This window comes from Photorhabdus kayaii, from assembly GCF_025384895.1.
GTDB classification, from domain to species: Bacteria; Pseudomonadota; Gammaproteobacteria; order Enterobacterales; family Enterobacteriaceae; genus Photorhabdus; species Photorhabdus kayaii.
This window is the reverse complement of record NZ_JAJAFZ010000039.1, coordinates 15,597-35,272: the sequence shown is the minus strand read 5'-3', so window position 1 is coordinate 35,272 and position 19,676 is coordinate 15,597. Positions and strand designations below refer to the sequence as shown.

Here is a 19,676-nt window from a genome sequence, read left to right as displayed (position 1 = left end):
TTATTTTTCTGCTTATGTGGTTTTTTGTATTTTTTTATCCTTAATATATATTTTTGTTTCTGGTTGATTGTTATTTTTATTTATTATTTAACAAGGTTTGGAAATATTATCTTGATATTGTTTTTTTTTAATTTTATTGATAAGTGAAAGTATGTTTTTTCTATTTTTCATAGAATTACACTATTTTATTGATAAATTAAGCGAGTTTGAATGATTACTTAATGTTAGGATTATCATTGTGTTACATCAATTCAGGGTAGGTTATAAATGTAAATGAATTTTTCGATAGAAACACTTTATTACAAATTATTACTTATTGAAACATAAAATTTTAATTCGAATGAGGGAAATAAGAGACATCTCCTTTGCCTCTTGATTAATTGTATTCAAAGTTCAGTACAGAAGTTGCTTTCAGTTCCCCTGCTATGATGTTTTGGGGATCATAAACGTGGTAGTAGGCATTAAGGTCGATGGTAAAGTGTTTATCGATGACATTACCGGAGTTTTTGCTGAATAGTCGTGTTGCGCCGTGGGATGAGGATTGCGAAGCACTGAAAGTTATCGGCGTTGAATCACTTGTCTGAGAAACACGGATGCCAACACCTTTAGCGGCACCTGCTTTGCTGTCAATTAAAGTTCGATTGTCATTTGGTAGCAGATTATTACTGCTCAGGTAAGCTTTAACTGAGCGTGAAGTTTTACCGTTTTGGAGATATTTGCATTCAAAGTTAAGGGTAAAAGGTGTTTCTCCTTTATCTGTTCCGTTAAGCAATCTAATGCGGTTGACTTTTGGTAGATTCACTGTCAATCCCGCATTTAAGAAGTGACAAGTTGTATCTCTGTGATTAAAAATCATTGTGATGGGTTGATAATATATATCTTCAGAATGTGTCGGCCACTCCCAGGTAAGAATAAAGGTCAGGAAATCGGTAGCGAAACGGAGAATGGCATCAAGGAGTCCTAAGTTGGTGGTATCCATCGCAATTACAGCAGTTTTTAATGTTGCGGAATTGCCGGAAAAGACGTGAATATTACTACCACCGGGTCTGCCACTCAGTAGCTTTACATTAAGTGTAAATTGGGCTTGCAATTTGCTGGCAGGGTATGTGTCGTTACTGTTTCCCAGATTAATATTGTTGCTAGGAGAAAGATTCGTGATAGTTACTTCGGCATAATTTTTGCCACCATTGAATCCTAAAACAACTTTGTTTTTAGTAAAAGGCGAACCGTTAGCGACAGAGTTTTGTTTCCATAGTGAATTTCTTGTGCATGTAAAATAGCCAGAATATTGGGTGTTGAGTATCCAGGTTGCATTACTGTTCAGAGTGAGATGATCTGTCATATCAACTAGGATTGCCGGTGCCGGTATTGCATATTTGGGTTGGCAATCTGCATAGGCTATGCTACTGCTCAGACTGATTATGGCCGCCAGATACAATGGTTTAAGGTACAATGGTTTAAGATACAATGGCTTAAATTTCATTATTTTCTCCTTTAACGGCAAATATTGGCGGTTGAACCCATTTCAGGTTGTGGATTATTTATTATGCAGCTCTTTTCGCCTAGTTGACCGATGTGGACATAAATTTGCTGTGGTAATTTTTCTACACGTAGGAAAACCATACTACCCTGACCAACGTATCCTAAGCTGTTACCTTCTGAATCGACAATTTCAGTACCGAAAGGTAAAGGTTTACCATCAGCCTGAGCGGCGTAGAAGACAAAAGCCTTCCGCTGGTCTGTTTTAAATCCGATATGGGTAATCGCACCGGAATATGGCGCAACATCTCTGATGTTACCGATAAGTTCAGCCGCATCTTCTGGTACTTCACTGGTATCTAGCATGATGGCATTTTTACGATAAGGAGAAAGATAAGGTATCAGCAACTTACCGCTGTTGTTTGTCACCATGCTTTTATCACCATTCACAGAAGCGTTTGCTGTGCCCGGTGCGTCAATGATGGCGAAAGTTTCCCCAACTTGATTAGCAGCCAGAATTCCGCTTCGATAAGCAACTAAACTGCCGGTTGCGCCAAGCCCCATTTGGCGGTACTCCTTGGATTGGCTATAAGAACTACTCAATGTGGAAACGGATGTTTTATAGGTCAAATTTGCACTGGTTGTTGTCGAACCACTTTTCTGATCTGAAATGTTGAAGTGGTAATTTAAACGGTTGTTTGGGCCTGCGCTGCCGCTTAATCCTAAGTTACTGTTGTCATAGTGACTTTCATTGATTGAGACATTATTGGTCAAATAGGCAGGGTAGCCAAACAACTCAAAAGGAACAGACAGCATCAGATAGTAGCGCTGTTCCTCTTTACTTTCTGTTTCATTGATATTGTATCGGACACGGCTTGCTGTCAGGGAATAATTGATTTTTCCCAGACTGTTGGAATACCCCATTTGATATTCTCTACTTTTATTCTGGGTTCCCCAATAATCACGGAATGTTCCCGAAAGAAAAAGTGAACCTGCACGACTGCCAAGATTCTGGTTCAAATTGATATTAAAGGTATTTTTTTGATGAGAATAGTATTGTTGGTTATATCCGTTGCTTATCCAGTCATGCAGATCAAGCGCATCGATTAGGGTGAGATAATTTTTAGTTGAATAACGATAAGCCGCCAGCGAAAAATTTGTTTTTGTTTGTGGGATATAGCGGCTATAAGCTAATTTGTAGCTTTGGCCTTTCATGGTTGGGCTATTATCAAATTTGGCGCTGGACTGCGAAACGTCAATTGATACAGCGCCAATGGGTAGATTAAAGCCACTCCCTAACAGTAGTGAGTAATAATCTTTGCTGATAATGGTGCCTGTATAACCGGTCAGGACATTATTAAAACCATATTGGTAGCTGGCTTGAAAAAAGTTTGGTTTATAACGACTGTTGGCAATATGTGTTTTACCTGCACTGATATCATATTTGCCAAGACCTTCTTTCATCATATTAGGAACGGATGAAAAGGGGACGGTAAAACTGTTAGTACGTCCGTCTGCTTCCGTCACTTCAACTAGCAAATCACCACCTGAACCTGTTGGTAAAATAGCATCAATAGCAAACGGCCCGGGTGGTACATTACCTTGATAAATAACGATATTATTTTGGGTGATTTTTACCAGAGCGTTAGTCTGCGCAACTCCCCGGACGATAGGGGAAAACCCTTGCCAGGCATCTGGGTACATACGCATATCTGTTTTCAAATTGATACCTCGGAAGCGGAAAGAGTCGAATAAATCGCTTGATGTATAGCTATCACCAATGCGAAATTCTGAATTAATTGATGAAATTCCTCGTTGCAGATAACGGGTATTGTTACTCCATTTATCACCATTTGAATGTGTGTAGTGATAAGAGGATTGATCACGTAATTGCCAGCCAAATAGATTCAAACCGCTATTAAGTGACACGTAAGCATTATCTTCATTTTCACGGTTACGGTTTTGTTTATTCCTATTTTGGGTATGGTAATAGTTGGCATTGTAGGACAGCATAGCTCCGGGGATACCTCTGTCCCAGGACGCAGGATCGATATAGCCTTTTAGCTCGTTTTTGATATATGCTTGCGGGACGACCAGATGCAGGCTGAGTTTAGGAACATCGAGATTAGCGGTTCCTTCATGTATTATTTTAGTAAGAAGAATTTCATCTTTGGATAAATTTGATTCTGGTAATTGGTTTTTATCAATTTTTATACCTAACCTAGGAAGATCTTCATTGAGTAAGTAAATATCTTTGCCATCGTTCTGGATATTAATATCAAATCTTCCTTTCCAGTCATTATTCAGATATATGTCAATACCGTAACGGCCAGCGGGTAGCTCTGAAGTGGTATAAAATCGGGATAAATCCGCTTTCGCAGATTCACCAACCAGAAAATCAGTATTAAATGTTGTGGCATAGCATAAACAATCTGTATACAGAAGGGGACCTATTATCAGAGCTAACGGACTAATTTTTTGTCTTATCATGTTCTATGCTATGCCAGTAATATCACTATTGAAGTGGTAAAGTTAATTTATTTATAGCACCAAAATCATCAACAATAGCCAGAGTTAATTTATCTCCAACTTTTACTTTTTCATTGGTACTGAATGAATGAGAAGAGAACGGTTTTATAATTGTTCCTTCATTTAGTAAGTTAGGTTGAATGTCAGAAGATTTAAGGCCGACGATATTCATGAAATAGGGTGATGAATTCTCCAATTTTAGTTGGCTACCCTCACGTTTTAATCCAATATGTTGTTGGATCTGTTTCGGTAAGATAGAAAGCTTTTCTGGCCGATAGAAAAATTTGATCCGGGTACGAATAGCAATCTGCATAACGTTTTTATCGCCAATGTTTTCTGCTGTGGGTGGAATATCCAGAATATTTAAATAAAATAGCGATTCACGATCCGTGGGTAGATTGCTGTTGATGTATTTAATTCTTAATTGTTGCCCGTTATTGCCATCAATTTTGACGACTGGAGGGATGAGTAAAAAGGGGACTTTAGCTGTTTCAGGTGTTGAATTAGGATCGCCATCATCTATCCAGGATTGTACCAGAGAGGGTTGAGCCCCTGCATTTAATAATTGAACTGATACCTCTTTATTACTGGCTGGATAAATAACACGTGTTGTGTTAATAACGATGTTGGCATGAGCAGATAAAGTCGTTATCCCTAATAATATAGTTAAAAATAATTTTTTCATAACGTTATTTTTGCCAAATTAAATAAGCCTATTTATCTAAATAGGCTTTGTTTATTGTAGTATACCCGTCATCTTTCAAGTTACCTCTTTGTTGGCTGCACTCACTCACCCCGGTCACATAGTTATCTATGCTCCCGGGGATTCGCTCCCTTGCCGCCGCGATGCATCTTGAAATCCATAGGGTATAAATCATTATAAATAAGTAACGTGATAAGTAACCATCGTTACTACTTTACCTGGCTCAGCAGCATCAGTGCCTACTTTGTAGTATTTCGCATAGAAATCGACAATTTCAGGTGTTGTCTCTGAGCCTTTGATTCCTGTATCAAACGCTTTATTCAGCATAATAGGGTTATTTTCTTCGGTGTGTTTAACAATAGCGATACCTACGTTTTTCGGCTTACCATTTGCATTGAGTTCTTGGTTAACCAGGTACTTAGCATCGTTAGAAATAGTATGTGATGATGAGAACTGGATTTTCAACATAGAGGTTGCTGGATCAAAACCAACGGCTTTGGACTGGCAGTTAGAAAATTCTAGTGAAAATGCTTTCTTGCCATAATCAATTAAGCCTTCTTTTTGTCCGGCTTGAGTGACTGAGATAGGTTCCAATATAATCGACAGATTAGCTGAAGCACCACTGTTAATAGTACAAGTGGCATCAGTGACTGCGCCAGAGAAATGTAATATACCGCCAGCGGCTTCATTGGCTGCAACAGCAGAACCTGTAGCAAAAATAAGCGCGGTGGTGGTCGATAACGCTAGTTTATTCATTTTTCCTCTCCAGGAGTAGGGACATCTTAATTGACTTTATCAGGGGTGAAGATAGGGGCCCTGAATCCCCAAATACATCAGAAAAATTAAAAAACAATATGAGTGTTTATCTATTAAATTTATTTAATGTTGTAAATTTAAAATAAAAATCAATATATCATATAGTTGAAAATAGTTTAGTAACTTGAGTTTTGGTTGAATAAATCTAATTGTTGATAATGTAAGTTATTATTTTATCTACTTAGATAAAGCTGATATTGTTTATACATATTTATAACTTGGAAATGTATATTATAGACGATTAAACCTACTTAAGAAGGGATTTTTGTTATTTGAGTTAAATTAAGAGTGAAAGTCTAATTTTTCGATAAAAGTAAGTGCAATACACATATTAAGAGTATAATAAAGAATTATATCCTTATTTTTGTGATCTTTTTGAGATTTTGTTTCTTTTTTGGTTGTTGGGGTGGTTAATATTTTTATGATTTTTTGATTTGTTTTTTTAGATGTTATGTAATATTAATTATTTTATATCAGTTGTTTATTGATTTTTTATCTTTGTAAATATTTCAATACGATTTTTTATCCTGTGAAATAATGCCTTATTGATGTAGGCTTTCTCTTTATAGCTTAATTTAAGTATGGTCGGCATAGTTTGATTTTATTATGGATGATGTTGAGTTTATATTATGATGTAACATTATGGAAATAGTAAATTATAATTGATGATATTAAAATGGGATTATTGTTTGAGAAATAGTAATCTAAAATTTCCCATATATTTTAACTCATAATGTTATATACCCTACGGATTTCAAGATGCATCGCGACGGCAAGGGAGTGAATCCCCGGGAGCATAGCAAACTATGTGACCGGGGTGAGCGAGTGTAGCCAACAAAGAGGCAACTTGAAAGATAACGGGTATATTCATTGATTCATAGAAAATATATGCATCAATGATTCTCTTGCTGTTCTTTCGCTTTTTCTGCCAATTGTGGAAAATCAAGTGCAATCCAGTAGCTTTCTGGTACAGGAAGATCTTTCATCTGGCGACTAGGCCACAATTGTAATTCGGCCAATTCAGATAATCTGTAGCCAGTATATTGTTGTGGCAGGGTAAGCCTGAGTGGAACTTGTTGTTCTGTAGGCACCATATTAGGGGTACGATCGCTGTGAGTATGGAAATCACGTTGAAGTATTAAGTGCTTATCAGGTATACGGCGTTTGCTGTCCCACCAGATACCATCAACCTGTTCAAACATTTTCCGCGTTTCATCAGGGGATAAGGCTTCCAGTTCACGTAGTGCAGGAGGCAGAATAGCTTGCATTGATAGACGGTACTGTTTCATTGACGGTACTTGCCCAGCCAGTATCAAAGAGAGGGAAAGACGAGCGCCTAATAGATTGGAGTAGAGATCTTCAGGAGAGAACGCAGATACTTTTTCAGAAAATCCCGGTACAGACTGATAACCGTACCATTGGGCGATTTCATGCCATGCAGCAAGTTCAAAAGCCAATTTTGCGGCTAGATAAGCAGTTAAGGTATAACGTTGTTCTATCGATGCTGGTGGTGTGAATTGATAGAATTGGATACGGCGTAATGCTAATTCGCTGCTGAGTTCTATTTGCCACTCTTCTCCAAGACGAGGCCAGATTTGACTGAACAGAAAAACCGCATTATCAGCGGTATCCCGTACATGGGAAATATCAATGAATCCGCCCCGGCGGGTATATATCATCCCCACTTTTTCATTACTGAGCCCTGTTAATGAAGCAACGGTACCAAAAAAACTGTTGTTATAATTATGTGCCCCAAGATTATCGGCATCCAGCACATTACTTATGTGGTAAAAAGGTACTGGAATGGTCAGTAATTCAGTTTTTAAATTGTAGCCAAAAGCACAGCAAGCTCTTAATCCTTCGGGAGAGGGAATCGGAGCAAGAACCGGCCATGCACGAGTGGCTTCGGCGGTTGTTTCACTATTTAAGTCAGGTTGTACTGGTACGATTGAAGAAAAAGTTCCCTGGCATCCTGCAACTAACGTTAAAGCAGTAATCCATAAACGCAATTTCAAAACGCCTCTCCCACCTGAAAATAAAATCCATTGCTTTTTTTACCGATACCAAAGTCCAGTCTGACATTCATTTTAGGTTTGAATTCAAAACGATAGCCAGCACCAACGGTGGGTAACCAGTTTTCTGAGCCAATATCTTTTGCATAATGGCTTAGGGTGCCCGCCCCTGCCCACAAGACAAATCCGTGCCGCCAGTCCAATTTGCGCCGATATTCCAATTGGGTGCTGATAACATTTTTGTCCCGGTATCTACCTTCATAATATCCGCGCATCCGATTACTATTACCTAGCATTGACAGCATATTCCAGGGTACTTGGCCGTCAGTGAAACGACCATAACTATCGAATGCCAGTACAGATTTTTCATCTAATTGATAATAGGTGCTGTATTGCATATCAACGGTATTAAACCGGCGATCACTGCCTAATGCCGGGGAAAAATGGGTATAGGTCATATCAAGAACGTATCCTTGATGAGCGTTAGGCAGAAAATCCCGTGTGTCGTAGCTGAAATAGGCACTGACGCCCGAACTCAATATGGACCGGCCATCGTTTTCTGCTGCAAAAAGTTTTTTAGCGCCGTTATCAGGGTCTTTAGCGTGTAATGATGAAAAATCCCAGCCGGCGCCTAAATAGGTAGAATCAGCAACTCGATAGAGCACTCTGGGTTGCAGGTGCAGTTCCTGTGAGTGATATTTTTCTTTGCGATCATCTACCTTACCTGCTTGATATCCCGTTCCCCAATAATAGGTGGGAACGTTGTTCAATGTACCGGAAAGGAAAAAACGCCATTGATCATCAGCAAAGAAATTGTAGTTATCAAATGTGAAGCCAAAGGCGCCTGTTGAAGAGGCAAATCCATTCAGGGAAAGAGAAGAGATTTGGCTGGTATGATCATTATCATCTGGCCGATAGAGACCAATGACAGCAACACCGAGACCAGCACCTAACTCTGGAGTATAGAAAGGGCCGGGTAAAATGCCCCAGTCAATCGCTTTACTGCTGTCATAGGTATTACTGCCACCTAATTTTTCTAGCCAGCCATCGATTTTTTCCCTGCTGAGTAGTGCTTCGCCATATGAGAAATTAGAAATAAAAAGGCTGACTAGAGCCAGCCCATGTAAAGTACAGCGGATATTCATTAAAAACGGAACTCACTTGAGATATAGACGCTGTTACGTTTGTTAAAGCCAACTTCAGTCAGCATATTGAAATTGCGTGTGACTTCCAGCCTTGCGCCGACGGTATTATTCCAGCGAGATGCAACATGCTGTTTTACTTTGAATTTCATATTCTCATAATCATCGAATGCACTTACCAATTTGTCAAACATGGGGGGTAAATCCAGATTACTAATATTGCCTTCAAATTCCTGAGTAATTTTCTGGTACATACCACCGGTCCATACTTGCAATTTGGTATTTCCTTGCCCTGGAATGATTGGCTGGAATACAAATTCATAACCAATTCGTGGAGTGACGACCAGAGCGCTAATTTTACCATCCAGAATATCCAGATTAGTGTAGGTATAGTTGGTATCAAGCGTACCGAAAAATTGATCGTAGCCCCCTGCCAGAGTAAAACCGCCACCATAGGTTTTACCTTTAAAATCTAGTGCGAAGGGAATATCTTTCATTTCCTGAATAGTCTGACCAAAAAAACTGATTCCCTCAATGTTGGTTTTCGATGAGCCTTTTGTCCAGCCATAAACGCCATAAACATTCAGAAAAGGCAGAACCCAAGTATCCAGCTTGAGCATATGTGATTCATTCTTTCCTCTGGTTTTTCCTGTGTTTATATCCAGTACATCTTCAAAGCCTGGGGTGTCCGGTATAATGATTTTAATATCATCTACAATGACATTCTGTCGCATATTCATATAACCGTAACTGGCGCCAAAAGGCTCCGGTAGGTCATAACCTTTAGCTCTGGCCTCGTCACCCCAAATTGGGAGTATCCGTGATTCTTGCTTATTTGGTTTTCTGGATAAACTGCCATCAGCAGTCGTTTGGCTTCCACCGGACTGGCTAACCGAGAGAGAAAGAATTGGGCGGTCATCTGCATAGCTATAAGGGATTGCCAGACAGAATGAAATAACAGCTAACTTGCTAATATCAGAAAATTCTATATCAAAAAATTTCATAATAGAAAGCTCGGTTTTGCGGGTAATAAGATTTAAGGTTGTTAGATATGTCCCATCGTAATATTCAAAGCGCAACAGACTCGGCAAACTATCATAAGTTTTATTGATAATAAGTATCATAAAGTGCTGAAAAGTATAATTTTACTGTTCATCTAATGAACTATTTTGTTTTTCTCAGGCAAAGATAAAAGGATCATGGTTATTACTCCACCTATTAACCCCCAGAATGCAGCACCTACGCCAAGTAACGTCACACCGGAAGCGGTGATCAAAAATGTGATTATTGCTGCGTCTCGTTGCTTTTCATTCTGTAGCGCTTGTAGCAGGCTGCCAGAAATTGTTCCAAGCAATGCTAATCCGGCAATAATATGAATAAGCGCCGCCGGTAGCGCGCTGAATAACATACTGATTGAACCACCGAACAGGCCCGCTATCAGGTAAAACACACCCGCTACGGCAGCGGCCATATAACGGCGATGTGGGTCAGCGTGGATTTCCGGGCTCATACAAATTGCGGCAGTAATGGCGGCAATACAGACGGAAAAACCACCAAAAGGTGATAAGATCAGTGAGATGAGCGCAGTCCAGCTTATCAGTGATGAAACAGAAACCGGATACCCTGCGGCTTTTAGTGTGGCAATGCCGGGTGCATTTTGAGATGCCATTGTAACGATAAAAAATGGGATACCGACACTCAATAACGAAGAGAATGTGAAACTGGGTGCAATAAATTCAGGGGCAACAAACGCGACTGTGGATTGTTGTTCAAAGTGAATATCTCCCTGTAAAGCGGCGATAATCAGCCCTGATAATAGTGTTAAGATGATGGCATAGCGGGATAAATATCTGCGTGCCAGAAGATAAGTCAAACACATTCCGGCAGTCAGTACGAAGTTGACTGAAAATGAGGAAAAGGCATCCAAACCAAAGCGTAACAGAATACCGGTCAGCATGGCTGCGGAAAGTGCCTGTGGAATATAGTTCATCAACCGGGCAAACAGGCCAGTAATACCGCACAGCAAGATCAGCGCTGAAGCAAAAATAAAGATACCAATGGCTTCGTTGATTGATGTTCCTGGTAGCGTTGTCACCAGTAGCGCGGCACCCGGTGTTGACCATGCGGTAAGGACAGGGGTGCGGTAATAAAGCGATAGCCCCAGGGAGCTGATGCCCATTCCAAGTCCTAGCATACTTAGCCAACCACCGATCTGCATGGGGGTGGCGCCCGCCGCTTCCGCAGCCTGAAAGATAATTGCCGCTGAACTGGTATATCCGACTAAAACAGCGACAAATCCGGCGATGATTGCCGGAAAAGAGAGGTCACTCAGAGAAATTGTATGGCGCATCGTGGTCTCCATTTAAATTATTTTGGTTAAAAGCATCTGAATTTGGCTATAATTTATTAACTATCAGCGTAAAACGGATTTATCGGTATCGTACAAACTTTGATGACGACAATATAACGGTAGAACCTGTCAGAGTTTCAAGTAATTTACGATGATCACAAAGGTAAGGATCGTAAAGGCAAAGATCATAACGACAAGTCAGTCATGATAAATTTCATTCGAAAAATTTGAAGCTAAAAATAACTATATTCTATAATTAATTCTTATAATTATACCCTAGGATTTCAAGATGGATCGCGACGGCAAGGGAGTGAATCCCCGGGAGCATAGGTAACTATGTGACCGGGGTGAGCGAGTGCAGCCAACAAAGAGGCAACTTGAAAGATGACGGGTATATATGGAGCCTGCTAAATGGAAAACTATGTTCGCCCTGTTTTAACGTTACCGGATAATGCGGAACGATTATTATTACACTCTTGTTGTGCTCCTTGTTCTGGTGAAGTGATGGAAGCGCTACGTGCCTCTGGAATTGATTACACCGTCTTTTTCTATAATCCAAATATTCATCCCAAACGGGAATATTTAATTCGCAAAGAAGAGAACATTCGTTTTGCGGAGCAACACAATGTGCCATTTGTGGATGCGGATTATGACAGCGATAACTGGTTTGAACGTGCTAAAGGCATGGAATTGGAGCCAGAAAGAGGTGTTCGCTGCACCATGTGCTTTGATATGCGTTTTGAGCGTACGGCTTTGTATGCTTATGAAAATAATTTCAGCGTTATTTCAAGCTCGTTGGGCATTTCCCGCTGGAAAAACATGCAGCAGATAAATGATTGTGGAAAACGAGCGGCAAGTCAGTATCCGGGGATTCAATACTGGGATTACAACTGGCGTAAACAAGGTGGTTCAGCTCGGATGATTGAAATTAGTAAACAGGAAAGATTTTATCAGCAGGAATATTGTGGTTGTATCTATTCATTGCGTGACACGAATAAACACCGTAAATCTCAGGGACGGGATATCATCAGGATTGGTGTTAAATATTATGGTGATGAAGATACTGAAGGGGCTTGTTAAGCTTTTCACGATAGCCTGTTGAGGGGGGGATTTCCCCCCTGAATTTACAGTTATGATACGACTAAACTTGTGTCATAACGATTGCGGACATAATTGCGGACATAATTGCGGACATAAATAGTAGTTTTAGGCCGGAAAACTCAGTGAGCCTTCTTCTTGGCTTCTTTGCTTTTTGCCTTCTGGTGTGAGCGTTGTTTGGGGGCGGTTTTGCCAGATTTCTTCTCTGCTTTGGTATTTTCCATATGGGAAGACGTCGCCTTGGTATTCGAAGATTGGGGGGCGGGTGTGCTAGGTGCAGCCAATACCGCGCCAGAGAATAACAGTGATAATACAGTTATAGATAAGCCTAAACGTGTCATGATAATTTTCCTGTGTTTTAACTTTGTTTCACTTGCTGGAATACATTTTGCGCGACTCAGTAAGCTACTTGCTATTCCAGATTTGTTTTAACGCACAGTGAGTATACGGGCCTGATCATTAATTCAGCAATTTAAGATAATGCTTTTTTATAGTTTTTTATAATTCGTTGAAGAATCGTTGAAGTTTTTGGGCATAATTTGCCTGATAACAGAGGGCGTTTATTTAAAGCGGTGGGTTTTCTATTGACATGTATACTCTGGTGTTCGTATTCACTGTTCATTCATAGGCAGGTTTGCACAAGCGGTAATTAATTAACATAGGTATAATCTAGAGGAATTATCACATATACCCTATTGTTTTTTATTTAGATAGATTAGAGAGAAATATTATTACAACTAATTTCTATCTCTTTTGTGGACAATGGTGAAAACTATACTATTATGAAATTGGTGCATTGAAATAATTAATGCTGATATATACCCTATGGATTTCAAGATGAATCGCGACGGCAAGGGAGTGCAGCCAACAAAGAGGCAACTTGAAAGATAACGGATATAACAGTTCAGTAACTACATCACAGTCTATAATAACAGACTGAGCATATTAACGCTCTATTAGGGAAAAACTTATACCGTTCATGATGAAAAGGCAATGAGGCGTCATGATAACTCATTGGCTGTAATCGGAAAAGTAATGTTAACCAAGTGGAGATAGATATATGTCTAAATACAAATTAAACCGATATTTATTAGCGAGTTCTATATTATGTTTTTTCACATCAGGAAATGTTATTGCCGCCAACCCTAAAATATCTGCATATTATCTGAGTGGGCCTGCTGCACAGGTGGATACTCAAGAATATTATGCCAGCCTTGATAATTTTAAAAAATTGAGTAAAAATATCTCTAAGAATAAGAGCAACTTTAATATGCTGGTATTGTCTTTTGTCCAGCCTAGTTTTGTTAACTATGAGAAAAACAGTCTGAAATGTTCAGGATTGTTTGGTTATACCTGTACTTCTGGTCAAATCATTAGCACCAAAGAAGCTGAAAATGCCAGGGCTGATTTTGTGGCATTAAAAAGAGTTATTGCTGATTTAAAATCTCATGGAGTGAGTACTTATATTGCTATAGGTGGATGGAATTTTAGTTGTTATCCGAAAATTTATGATATAACTGCTGGCAAAAAAAATGCTTGTGGTAATGAACCCGGTGCAGTTTATGATATTTTTCCCAATCCACTGACTAAAGTTCCTCGATTTGACAGTACTATTACGGGTAAAGCCGCAGATAAGGCATATAGAAATATTGTTAATTTGGCGGCTGATTTAGGTGTAGCCGGGATTGATGTGGATTATGAAGAGTTTTGGCACGCTGATATTAATGCAAAAAGCTGGAAATTAACACCTGACTCAATCAAGGTTCCCTCTAATAACAGTGAGAATCTTATTACATCAACTTTAATAGCAAAGGGATTAGGCGGTTATGTTTATGATGCATCAATGAATATTGTTCCTGGTGCAGAAAAAATTCCCCGCGCAATGCCTGCAACCGTGGATAAATTCGCCGCTATTTTAAAGTCTTTTTACACTTCGATTAATGCAGTTAAGCCATCACTTAAGCTAAGTACCGCAGGTCCTGCAACGGGAGGTATCCCGAATATGTCCGCTAACTGGGGAACCAATGCGAGGAATAGTGATATTTATGGTGGTGCCTGGTGGGGAGGAAATCTCTATGGTTTGATTTATAATACCGCTCTGAGTTATCCCAATCTGATCAACCGACTCAGCTATATTGGTGTAATGACCTATGATTTAAGTGAAACAGATTGTGGAATTATCGGCGAGGGTGAAACATATATTCCTTGTGACCTTCCTGGACAGGTTAAGTATTATTATGGTCAATATATTAATTGGCTTAAATCGGGCAATGAAGTTGTTACCTTTCATATCAAACTGAAAGGGGCACGTAATTACGCTCAGGCATCAGTTCAACCGCAAAAATTATTGGTTTTGCCGCCGATTACCGTTGGATTTGAAGTTGGTAGACCCGCAACCGGTAATTTACCGCTGACGAAGAGCGCTCTTAACAGCATATTAGATGGTACGATCAAATATGGTAAAACGGGTCTGATAATGTGGGATCTATTTAAGAATGAACGTTATGACGGTAGTAACTGGAAAGATGAGTGGGCAACACCTAATGATGTTTTGTCTACAGCTTGCAAAAAAATAGGGCTGACAGGAGAGCATTATAATTGTGATAGTTCTGTCCCGACACCTGATCCTGTTCCGGCTTTTATTAAGAAATAACATTGACGTTGATATTTCATTTTTAATTCTGCAAGTATATACCCTATGGATTGCAAGATGCATCGCGACGGCAAGGGAACGAATCCCCGGGAGCATAGATAACTATGTGACCGGGGTGAGTGAGTGCAGCCAACAAAGAGGCAACTTGAAAGATGACGGGTATATATGTGGGTTTCCTTTAAAGGTGATTTGCATTATCAAAACGGTGGAACTTATCGGAAATGCTAAATTTTCAAAGTTGATAGATACTGCCCCGCAATATACCGCGGGGCAACAGATAAAAATAGGTAAAACTATGGGGTTCTTGATGCGGTATCGTTTTCATCCTCACTGACGATAAACCACGGAGTGTACTGTTTTTCTCGCAAATATTTCTTAGCGGTGATGACCTTGTATTCCCGTCCCAGTGGATCATAAAGGTGGGTATCGGCAAACAGGTCATCTCGTGCGCTGTCATCACTAACGTAGCGCCAGTTATTCAGAAAATAGGGTTGATAAGTACGTACCGGTTGGCCTTTATCGTCATATTCTGTGCGACCGGAAACGGCCCATCGGGTATCTGTAGCGGCACTGACCAGAGCGCCATTTGCATCCACAACTAGCCCACCGTCCTCTTTACGTTGCCAGGCATCACCGGGCTCATGACGGACTGAACTCTGGAGTAACCGGCCAAAACCGTCACTAAAACTCACGGTCTGTTGGTGCTGTTGTTGCGGATCGTTATCGTAGCGATCAGTGGTGATCCCCAGTACATGTGGAGGTAAACGGGGAATACTTGCCAATAGCGAGATGAGTTGAATCGTGAGGTTCTGCTGGCCTATTCCCCGTTTCCCGCCTAGCGCGCACACTTTCCCATCTTCGGTAACCATATGAGCGGCACGCAGTTGCGCCCATAGCGCTTCTGCCTCTTCTGGTGACTGAGAAAGCTGAGACAAAGATAACAACGGCATCCAGCTATCAACGGCATAGACTAAACATTGGGCAACGGGGAGTACTCCTGTTAACGCTAGCGCTTTATCTACGGAATCCGGTGGTGTAAAGGGCTGATTAGAATAGCCTGTGGCTTGTCCTGCCTCCGTACCCCAGAACCGGCTGGTGGTCACGCGACCTAGCGCGTCCAGTGTCACAATATGTTGATTATCATTAATATCTGTCAGTTGTACCGGCGTAAGGAAACGATAATCGTAACGGGCTTGCGTCGTTAATCCAGCGGCATCCTGAGTCTGAATTATTACGCAATGATGGGTATCCCAGGTCAGAGTGGTTTTCCCTGTCAGTAACGAGTTACGCTGAGTCTGAGGCCGCCAGAACTGGGTGGCATCACCGTAATCGGTATAGCCTTGCCGTGCCACCCATACTGGGCTTTCTGATCCGGTATTAAATAACCGCGCGACTTGCTGATAACCGGCCTGTGTCAGTGTGGTATTCAACCCCTGTTCTTCAATCACCCCTTCATACGCCTGTAATGAGGTATCGTCCATCATGGCGGTTTCTTGAAACGCTACCAGCGCCTGTAACGTGGGCTTTTCTAGTGTGACTTCCGATTGACCGGCGGTGTAAAACGTCTGTTGTTGCCCCAGATAAACGGCTGCTTTTTCATCTGCTAGCAGGCCATCGGCTTTCAGCAAGACTTCAAGAGAGATCCCTTCGGCCGGAATTTTGGTCCGGTCATAAGTATAAACATCACGGCGTTGTGCATTTGGTAAACCTAATCGCCAGTTTTCTCCATCAGTCAGGTGATGCCAGCTATTTTTTTGCCTCACCAGACGTAATTGTTGTTGCTGATCATCATAGCTACTGTCGAATAGTGTTTCCGGCAGGGTTGGCGGGTAGGGGTTTTCTGCCGGTTTTTCGCGGCGCGGCCAGGCAATATCGACACTTTGCAGTGATTGACCAAAGATATCGTGTTGCAGCCAGATACTTTGGCTGAGCTGTGGATCACTGATGATACGTTCATAGTGGTAGCTGCGATTTTCAATGGTGGTAACCCAGGCAGATAATTCGGTTTCTTTCTCTACGGGAATAGAGCGTACCTGATAGCGTGATTCACTGACGGTATAAGGCACCGTTTGATTATCCGTTCCGTCCAGACCGTAGAGCTCGGTGCGTAGCAGTTGGCCTTTAAGTGCCCGCGTTAGCCAGTTACGTTGTGTCTCATTGGGGGTGAATGCTTGGTCTGTCTGGTTAGCGTTATCCCAGACGGTATAACGGGTTTCAAATCCGCTATAAGCCTGAGTATCTGCCTGCCAATATTCTGTGGCTAATTGGCTGTCTACGTCATCTATCCCGGTGGCAAACCAGCTAATGCTCAATGACGGTGCCGCCTGTTCGGGGGCGGTGCCGTGAGAAAATGTTGTGGTATCTGTCTGTTTGACGCAACCAAATCCTCTGAATTCCCGCTCTTTACCATCCCAAACACCGTGGCTGTAGCTGACTGCACTCGTGAGCCGGTTACCGCTGATTTCATCCTGAATTTCGGTATGCCACAGCAGATGCATTGGAAACGGCAGGTAACAAGCTGGAGATTTGCCTGCTTTGGTGAGTTGTAATTTCTCATCCAACCAGAATTGCGCGGAGCTACGATAATGTAGAGTGTGATGTGCACCCCGGTTATTGTTCATCACATTTAGCAACCAAGGTTTGGTTAGCGACAAATCGCAACGCCAGTGATGTGGTGCCATATGTGGCACTGTCAGGATCAGACTGGCTATCCCTAGCCCTTGAATATCAGCGACTTGGAGTTGGCAAGTATTGTCAAATTGTACGCCTTCTGGCAAAGCTAACGTCAGCGGGGCATCAAATTGATTACCACTTTGGTTGAGATAAATGAGCAAAGAGCCGGATTGCGCATAGATAATGTCAGTGGTGCCGGAGCCGTCGATATCCGCCAAAAACAGCCGTTCGGGATTGAAGCTAGTTTCGGGCTGGTTAAATCCTGGCAGGGTCAGTGGTTGACCGAAACGGCCATGTCCCAGATTAGGCCAACAAGTGACGCGATTAGCCCTGATTTCCACTAGGTGCTGTTGACCGGAACCGAGCATATCGCTGAAAGCCACCAGTTTGCGGGCGTCGGTTCCAGTAACTGGCAGAGTGATACCTGTGGATTGGGGGACATCTTGTCCTTTACGCCAGCCGTTTCGCTGGTTGGCGTACAGACGCACGCTTTTCGGCCCGATCAACACTAAATCGGATAAGCCTGCCCCGGTAAGGTCAGCGAACTGGATGCTTGGGTGAAAATATTCTACTGGCAAGGCATTGATTGGCGTAAAGTGCGTCCATTTTCCATCGGGTTGCTGGCTATGGTATCCGCGAATACCGGAGGCGGTGATTACCCAATCCAGTTGGCCGTCTCCGTTGATATCCATCAATGAGGCATTATCCTGCAAACTGGGTAGGGTAGGCAGTGGGGCGATTTTGTCGTAAGTGACGGCATTACTATCCCCGTCTTCCTGACGTTGCGGCGCTTTATACCACCAAGCACCGCGATCTTGGTACAGCATACCCGGCAACCCTTCTCCTCGCAGATCAACCAATTGATAACGTTGCTGCGAGTTAAAATTATCTAGTGCATCAAAACGTTGCCATGTTGGCATCTTCTCTAGGTTGAACCGCTGCCAGGCCAACTCTAATGGTGGCAGAGTGATTGGGCTGCCATCCGGTTCGTGACTCAATTGGCGGGCGGCAATCAATGTGGTGACGCTGGCATTTCTATCGTAATCCAGTATTAAGCGTCCAACCAGTTCCGGGGCGTCACTGGTACCGGCTTCTCCGGCCATGAGCGCGGTACGGTGAAACATCAGTACTTGTTGGCATAAGCGGCGAGTACGTACTTCAAAACCGTATTCATAGCGAGAGAAGATATCCTGGCGTACAGGCCATTGTGCTGTACCTGCATCCCATTTCGGCACGGTATGAAGTGACGTATCGCGTTCACCGTGGTCAAAGACCAGATGAAACAGCCACTCTTCCGGTGTCGGAGGTGTGTTATCCAGTACGAACAGGCTGGTTTGCGGTTTGATGTTACCGTAGTTCACCTGTACCAGATAGCGCTGTGCGGTAGCATTGGGGTGAGCGGTTTTTTCATTGTCGTCACAATGGGTTTCATCTTCGGCTCGGTATTGATAACTGACATGTTCACCGGTTGGTGTCACGGTTTCTTCCAGCAACCACTGGGCGATTTGTTGATCATTTTGCGGATTTGCCAGACAAGCCTGTGCGGTTTTCCCTAAGATGTGCAGTTGGCCGTCCGGTGACGATATCAGCCAGAAAGCGCGTCCTTCTTGACCGGAGGCCGGTTGCCAGTATTCGATTCTGCTGAAATCCACGATCTGGCGGGCTTGATAGCGGGTCACGGTATAGGAGATTGGCAAGGTCACGCCTTGCAGCGTCTTAACGTCTTGACGGATTGGTTGCCCTTGGTTATTTAGGGCAATATTCATGACTTCGCCTTGTGGAGATAAGAACGTGTCGTCATTACCGTATTGTGGAATGCCATGTTGGGTGCGTCGGCTAATAGTCATGACGCCACATTGCCAGCCGATACCGAAAGGCCCGTTACCTGCACTACTGCTGTAAAGCAGCGATAATCCAGGCGCAGTCCCTCTGCCAGTCGAAAGGGGCAACGGCAGAGATAGAGTGGCCATTCCATCAGGGCCGGCAGCACTTAGCGCTTCTCCCATGCCATTGATAGCTCCGCCACCTTTGGGAAGTGACAGCGTTGTAATCGATACTTCTGGTGAATCCTGCATAAAAGTACTCCTTAATAACAGGCCCCTAATAGGGAGGGACCTGTGATCGACAAAGAAAAAAAATTTATGCGTCTCGAATGATGTAATTCAGATGCACAATGATGTCACTCAGATTGGCAACTAGCCCACGTTGCGTTCTTTCTTTA

Annotated in this window: 14 protein-coding genes; 3 read left to right on the top strand and 11 right to left on the bottom strand. The window is 42.2% G+C overall.

Annotated features, from left to right (window positions below; translation table 11 throughout):
- Positions 1 to 376: 376 nt before the first annotated feature.
- The 9 genes from LGZ98_RS14785 to LGZ98_RS14745 form a co-directional block, all read right to left on the bottom strand.
- Positions 377 to 1,483 carry a fimbrial protein gene (locus tag LGZ98_RS14785; protein WP_229015779.1) on the bottom strand — a complete coding sequence of 369 codons (1,107 nt, stop codon included), beginning with the start codon at positions 1,481 to 1,483 and terminating at the stop codon, positions 377 to 379.
- An 11-nt stretch (positions 1,484 to 1,494) separates the two neighbouring features.
- Entirely contained in the window at positions 1,495 to 3,969 is a 2,475-nt protein-coding gene (locus LGZ98_RS14780; RefSeq protein ID WP_113043874.1) for a fimbria/pilus outer membrane usher protein, read from the bottom strand.
- Between the two features lie 25 nt (positions 3,970 to 3,994).
- Positions 3,995 to 4,693: a fimbrial biogenesis chaperone gene (locus LGZ98_RS14775; protein ID WP_113043873.1), complete on the bottom strand. Its 699-nt coding sequence runs from the start codon at positions 4,691 to 4,693 to the stop codon at positions 3,995 to 3,997.
- Between the two features lie 28 nt (positions 4,694 to 4,721).
- Positions 4,722 to 4,886, bottom strand: coding sequence for a hypothetical protein (locus tag LGZ98_RS14770; RefSeq protein WP_162120596.1), 165 nt, complete (start codon positions 4,884 to 4,886; stop codon positions 4,722 to 4,724).
- Positions 4,886 to 5,467: a fimbrial protein gene (locus LGZ98_RS14765; protein WP_262978232.1), complete on the bottom strand. Its 582-nt coding sequence runs from the start codon at positions 5,465 to 5,467 to the stop codon at positions 4,886 to 4,888. The genes LGZ98_RS14770 and LGZ98_RS14765 overlap by 1 nt, the downstream gene beginning before the upstream one ends.
- A 953-nt stretch (positions 5,468 to 6,420) precedes the next feature.
- Positions 6,421 to 7,542, bottom strand: coding sequence for a DUF4056 domain-containing protein (locus LGZ98_RS14760; RefSeq protein WP_262978231.1), 1,122 nt, complete (start codon positions 7,540 to 7,542; stop codon positions 6,421 to 6,423).
- Entirely contained in the window at positions 7,539 to 8,684 is a 1,146-nt protein-coding gene (locus tag LGZ98_RS14755) for a BamA/TamA family outer membrane protein (protein WP_113043870.1), read from the bottom strand. Before LGZ98_RS14755 ends, LGZ98_RS14760 begins: the two co-directional genes overlap by 4 nt.
- Complete coding sequence (locus LGZ98_RS14750) at positions 8,684 to 9,685, bottom strand: hypothetical protein (protein ID WP_113043882.1); 1,002 nt, start codon at positions 9,683 to 9,685, stop codon at positions 8,684 to 8,686. The genes LGZ98_RS14755 and LGZ98_RS14750 overlap by 1 nt, the downstream gene beginning before the upstream one ends.
- 152 nt (positions 9,686 to 9,837) lie before the next feature.
- On the bottom strand, positions 9,838 to 11,031 hold the full coding sequence (locus tag LGZ98_RS14745) for a benzoate/H(+) symporter BenE family transporter (protein ID WP_113043869.1): 1,194 nt from the start codon (positions 11,029 to 11,031) through the stop codon (positions 9,838 to 9,840).
- Positions 11,032 to 11,442: 411 nt separating this feature from the next.
- Between LGZ98_RS14745 and LGZ98_RS14740 the strand changes: the two genes are divergently transcribed.
- The gene (locus tag LGZ98_RS14740; protein ID WP_113043868.1) at positions 11,443 to 12,111 is read left to right on the top strand and encodes an epoxyqueuosine reductase QueH; all 669 of its coding nucleotides are present in this window, start codon (positions 11,443 to 11,445) and stop codon (positions 12,109 to 12,111) included.
- 140 nt (positions 12,112 to 12,251) lie between these two features.
- Here LGZ98_RS14740 and LGZ98_RS14735 read toward each other — a convergent pair whose 3' ends face one another.
- Complete coding sequence (locus LGZ98_RS14735) at positions 12,252 to 12,470, bottom strand: hypothetical protein (protein ID WP_113043867.1); 219 nt, start codon at positions 12,468 to 12,470, stop codon at positions 12,252 to 12,254.
- Between the two features lie 719 nt (positions 12,471 to 13,189).
- Between LGZ98_RS14735 and LGZ98_RS14730 the strand changes: the two genes are divergently transcribed.
- Both LGZ98_RS14730 and LGZ98_RS14725 read left to right on the top strand, forming a co-directional pair.
- Positions 13,190 to 14,782, top strand: a complete 1,593-nt coding sequence (locus LGZ98_RS14730) for a glycosyl hydrolase family 18 protein (RefSeq protein WP_262978230.1) — start codon at positions 13,190 to 13,192, stop codon at positions 14,780 to 14,782.
- The gene (locus LGZ98_RS14725) at positions 14,730 to 15,116 is read left to right on the top strand and encodes a hypothetical protein (protein WP_146748128.1); all 387 of its coding nucleotides are present in this window, start codon (positions 14,730 to 14,732) and stop codon (positions 15,114 to 15,116) included. Before LGZ98_RS14730 ends, LGZ98_RS14725 begins: the two co-directional genes overlap by 53 nt.
- On the opposite strand, the gene tcaC is transcribed toward LGZ98_RS14725, so the two are convergent.
- Positions 15,076 to 19,530 carry an insecticidal toxin complex protein TcaC gene (gene tcaC, locus LGZ98_RS14720; protein WP_113043865.1) on the bottom strand — a complete coding sequence of 1,485 codons (4,455 nt, stop codon included), beginning with the start codon at positions 19,528 to 19,530 and terminating at the stop codon, positions 15,076 to 15,078. The genes LGZ98_RS14725 and tcaC overlap by 41 nt on opposite strands.
- Between the last annotated feature and the right edge of the window lie 146 nt (positions 19,531 to 19,676).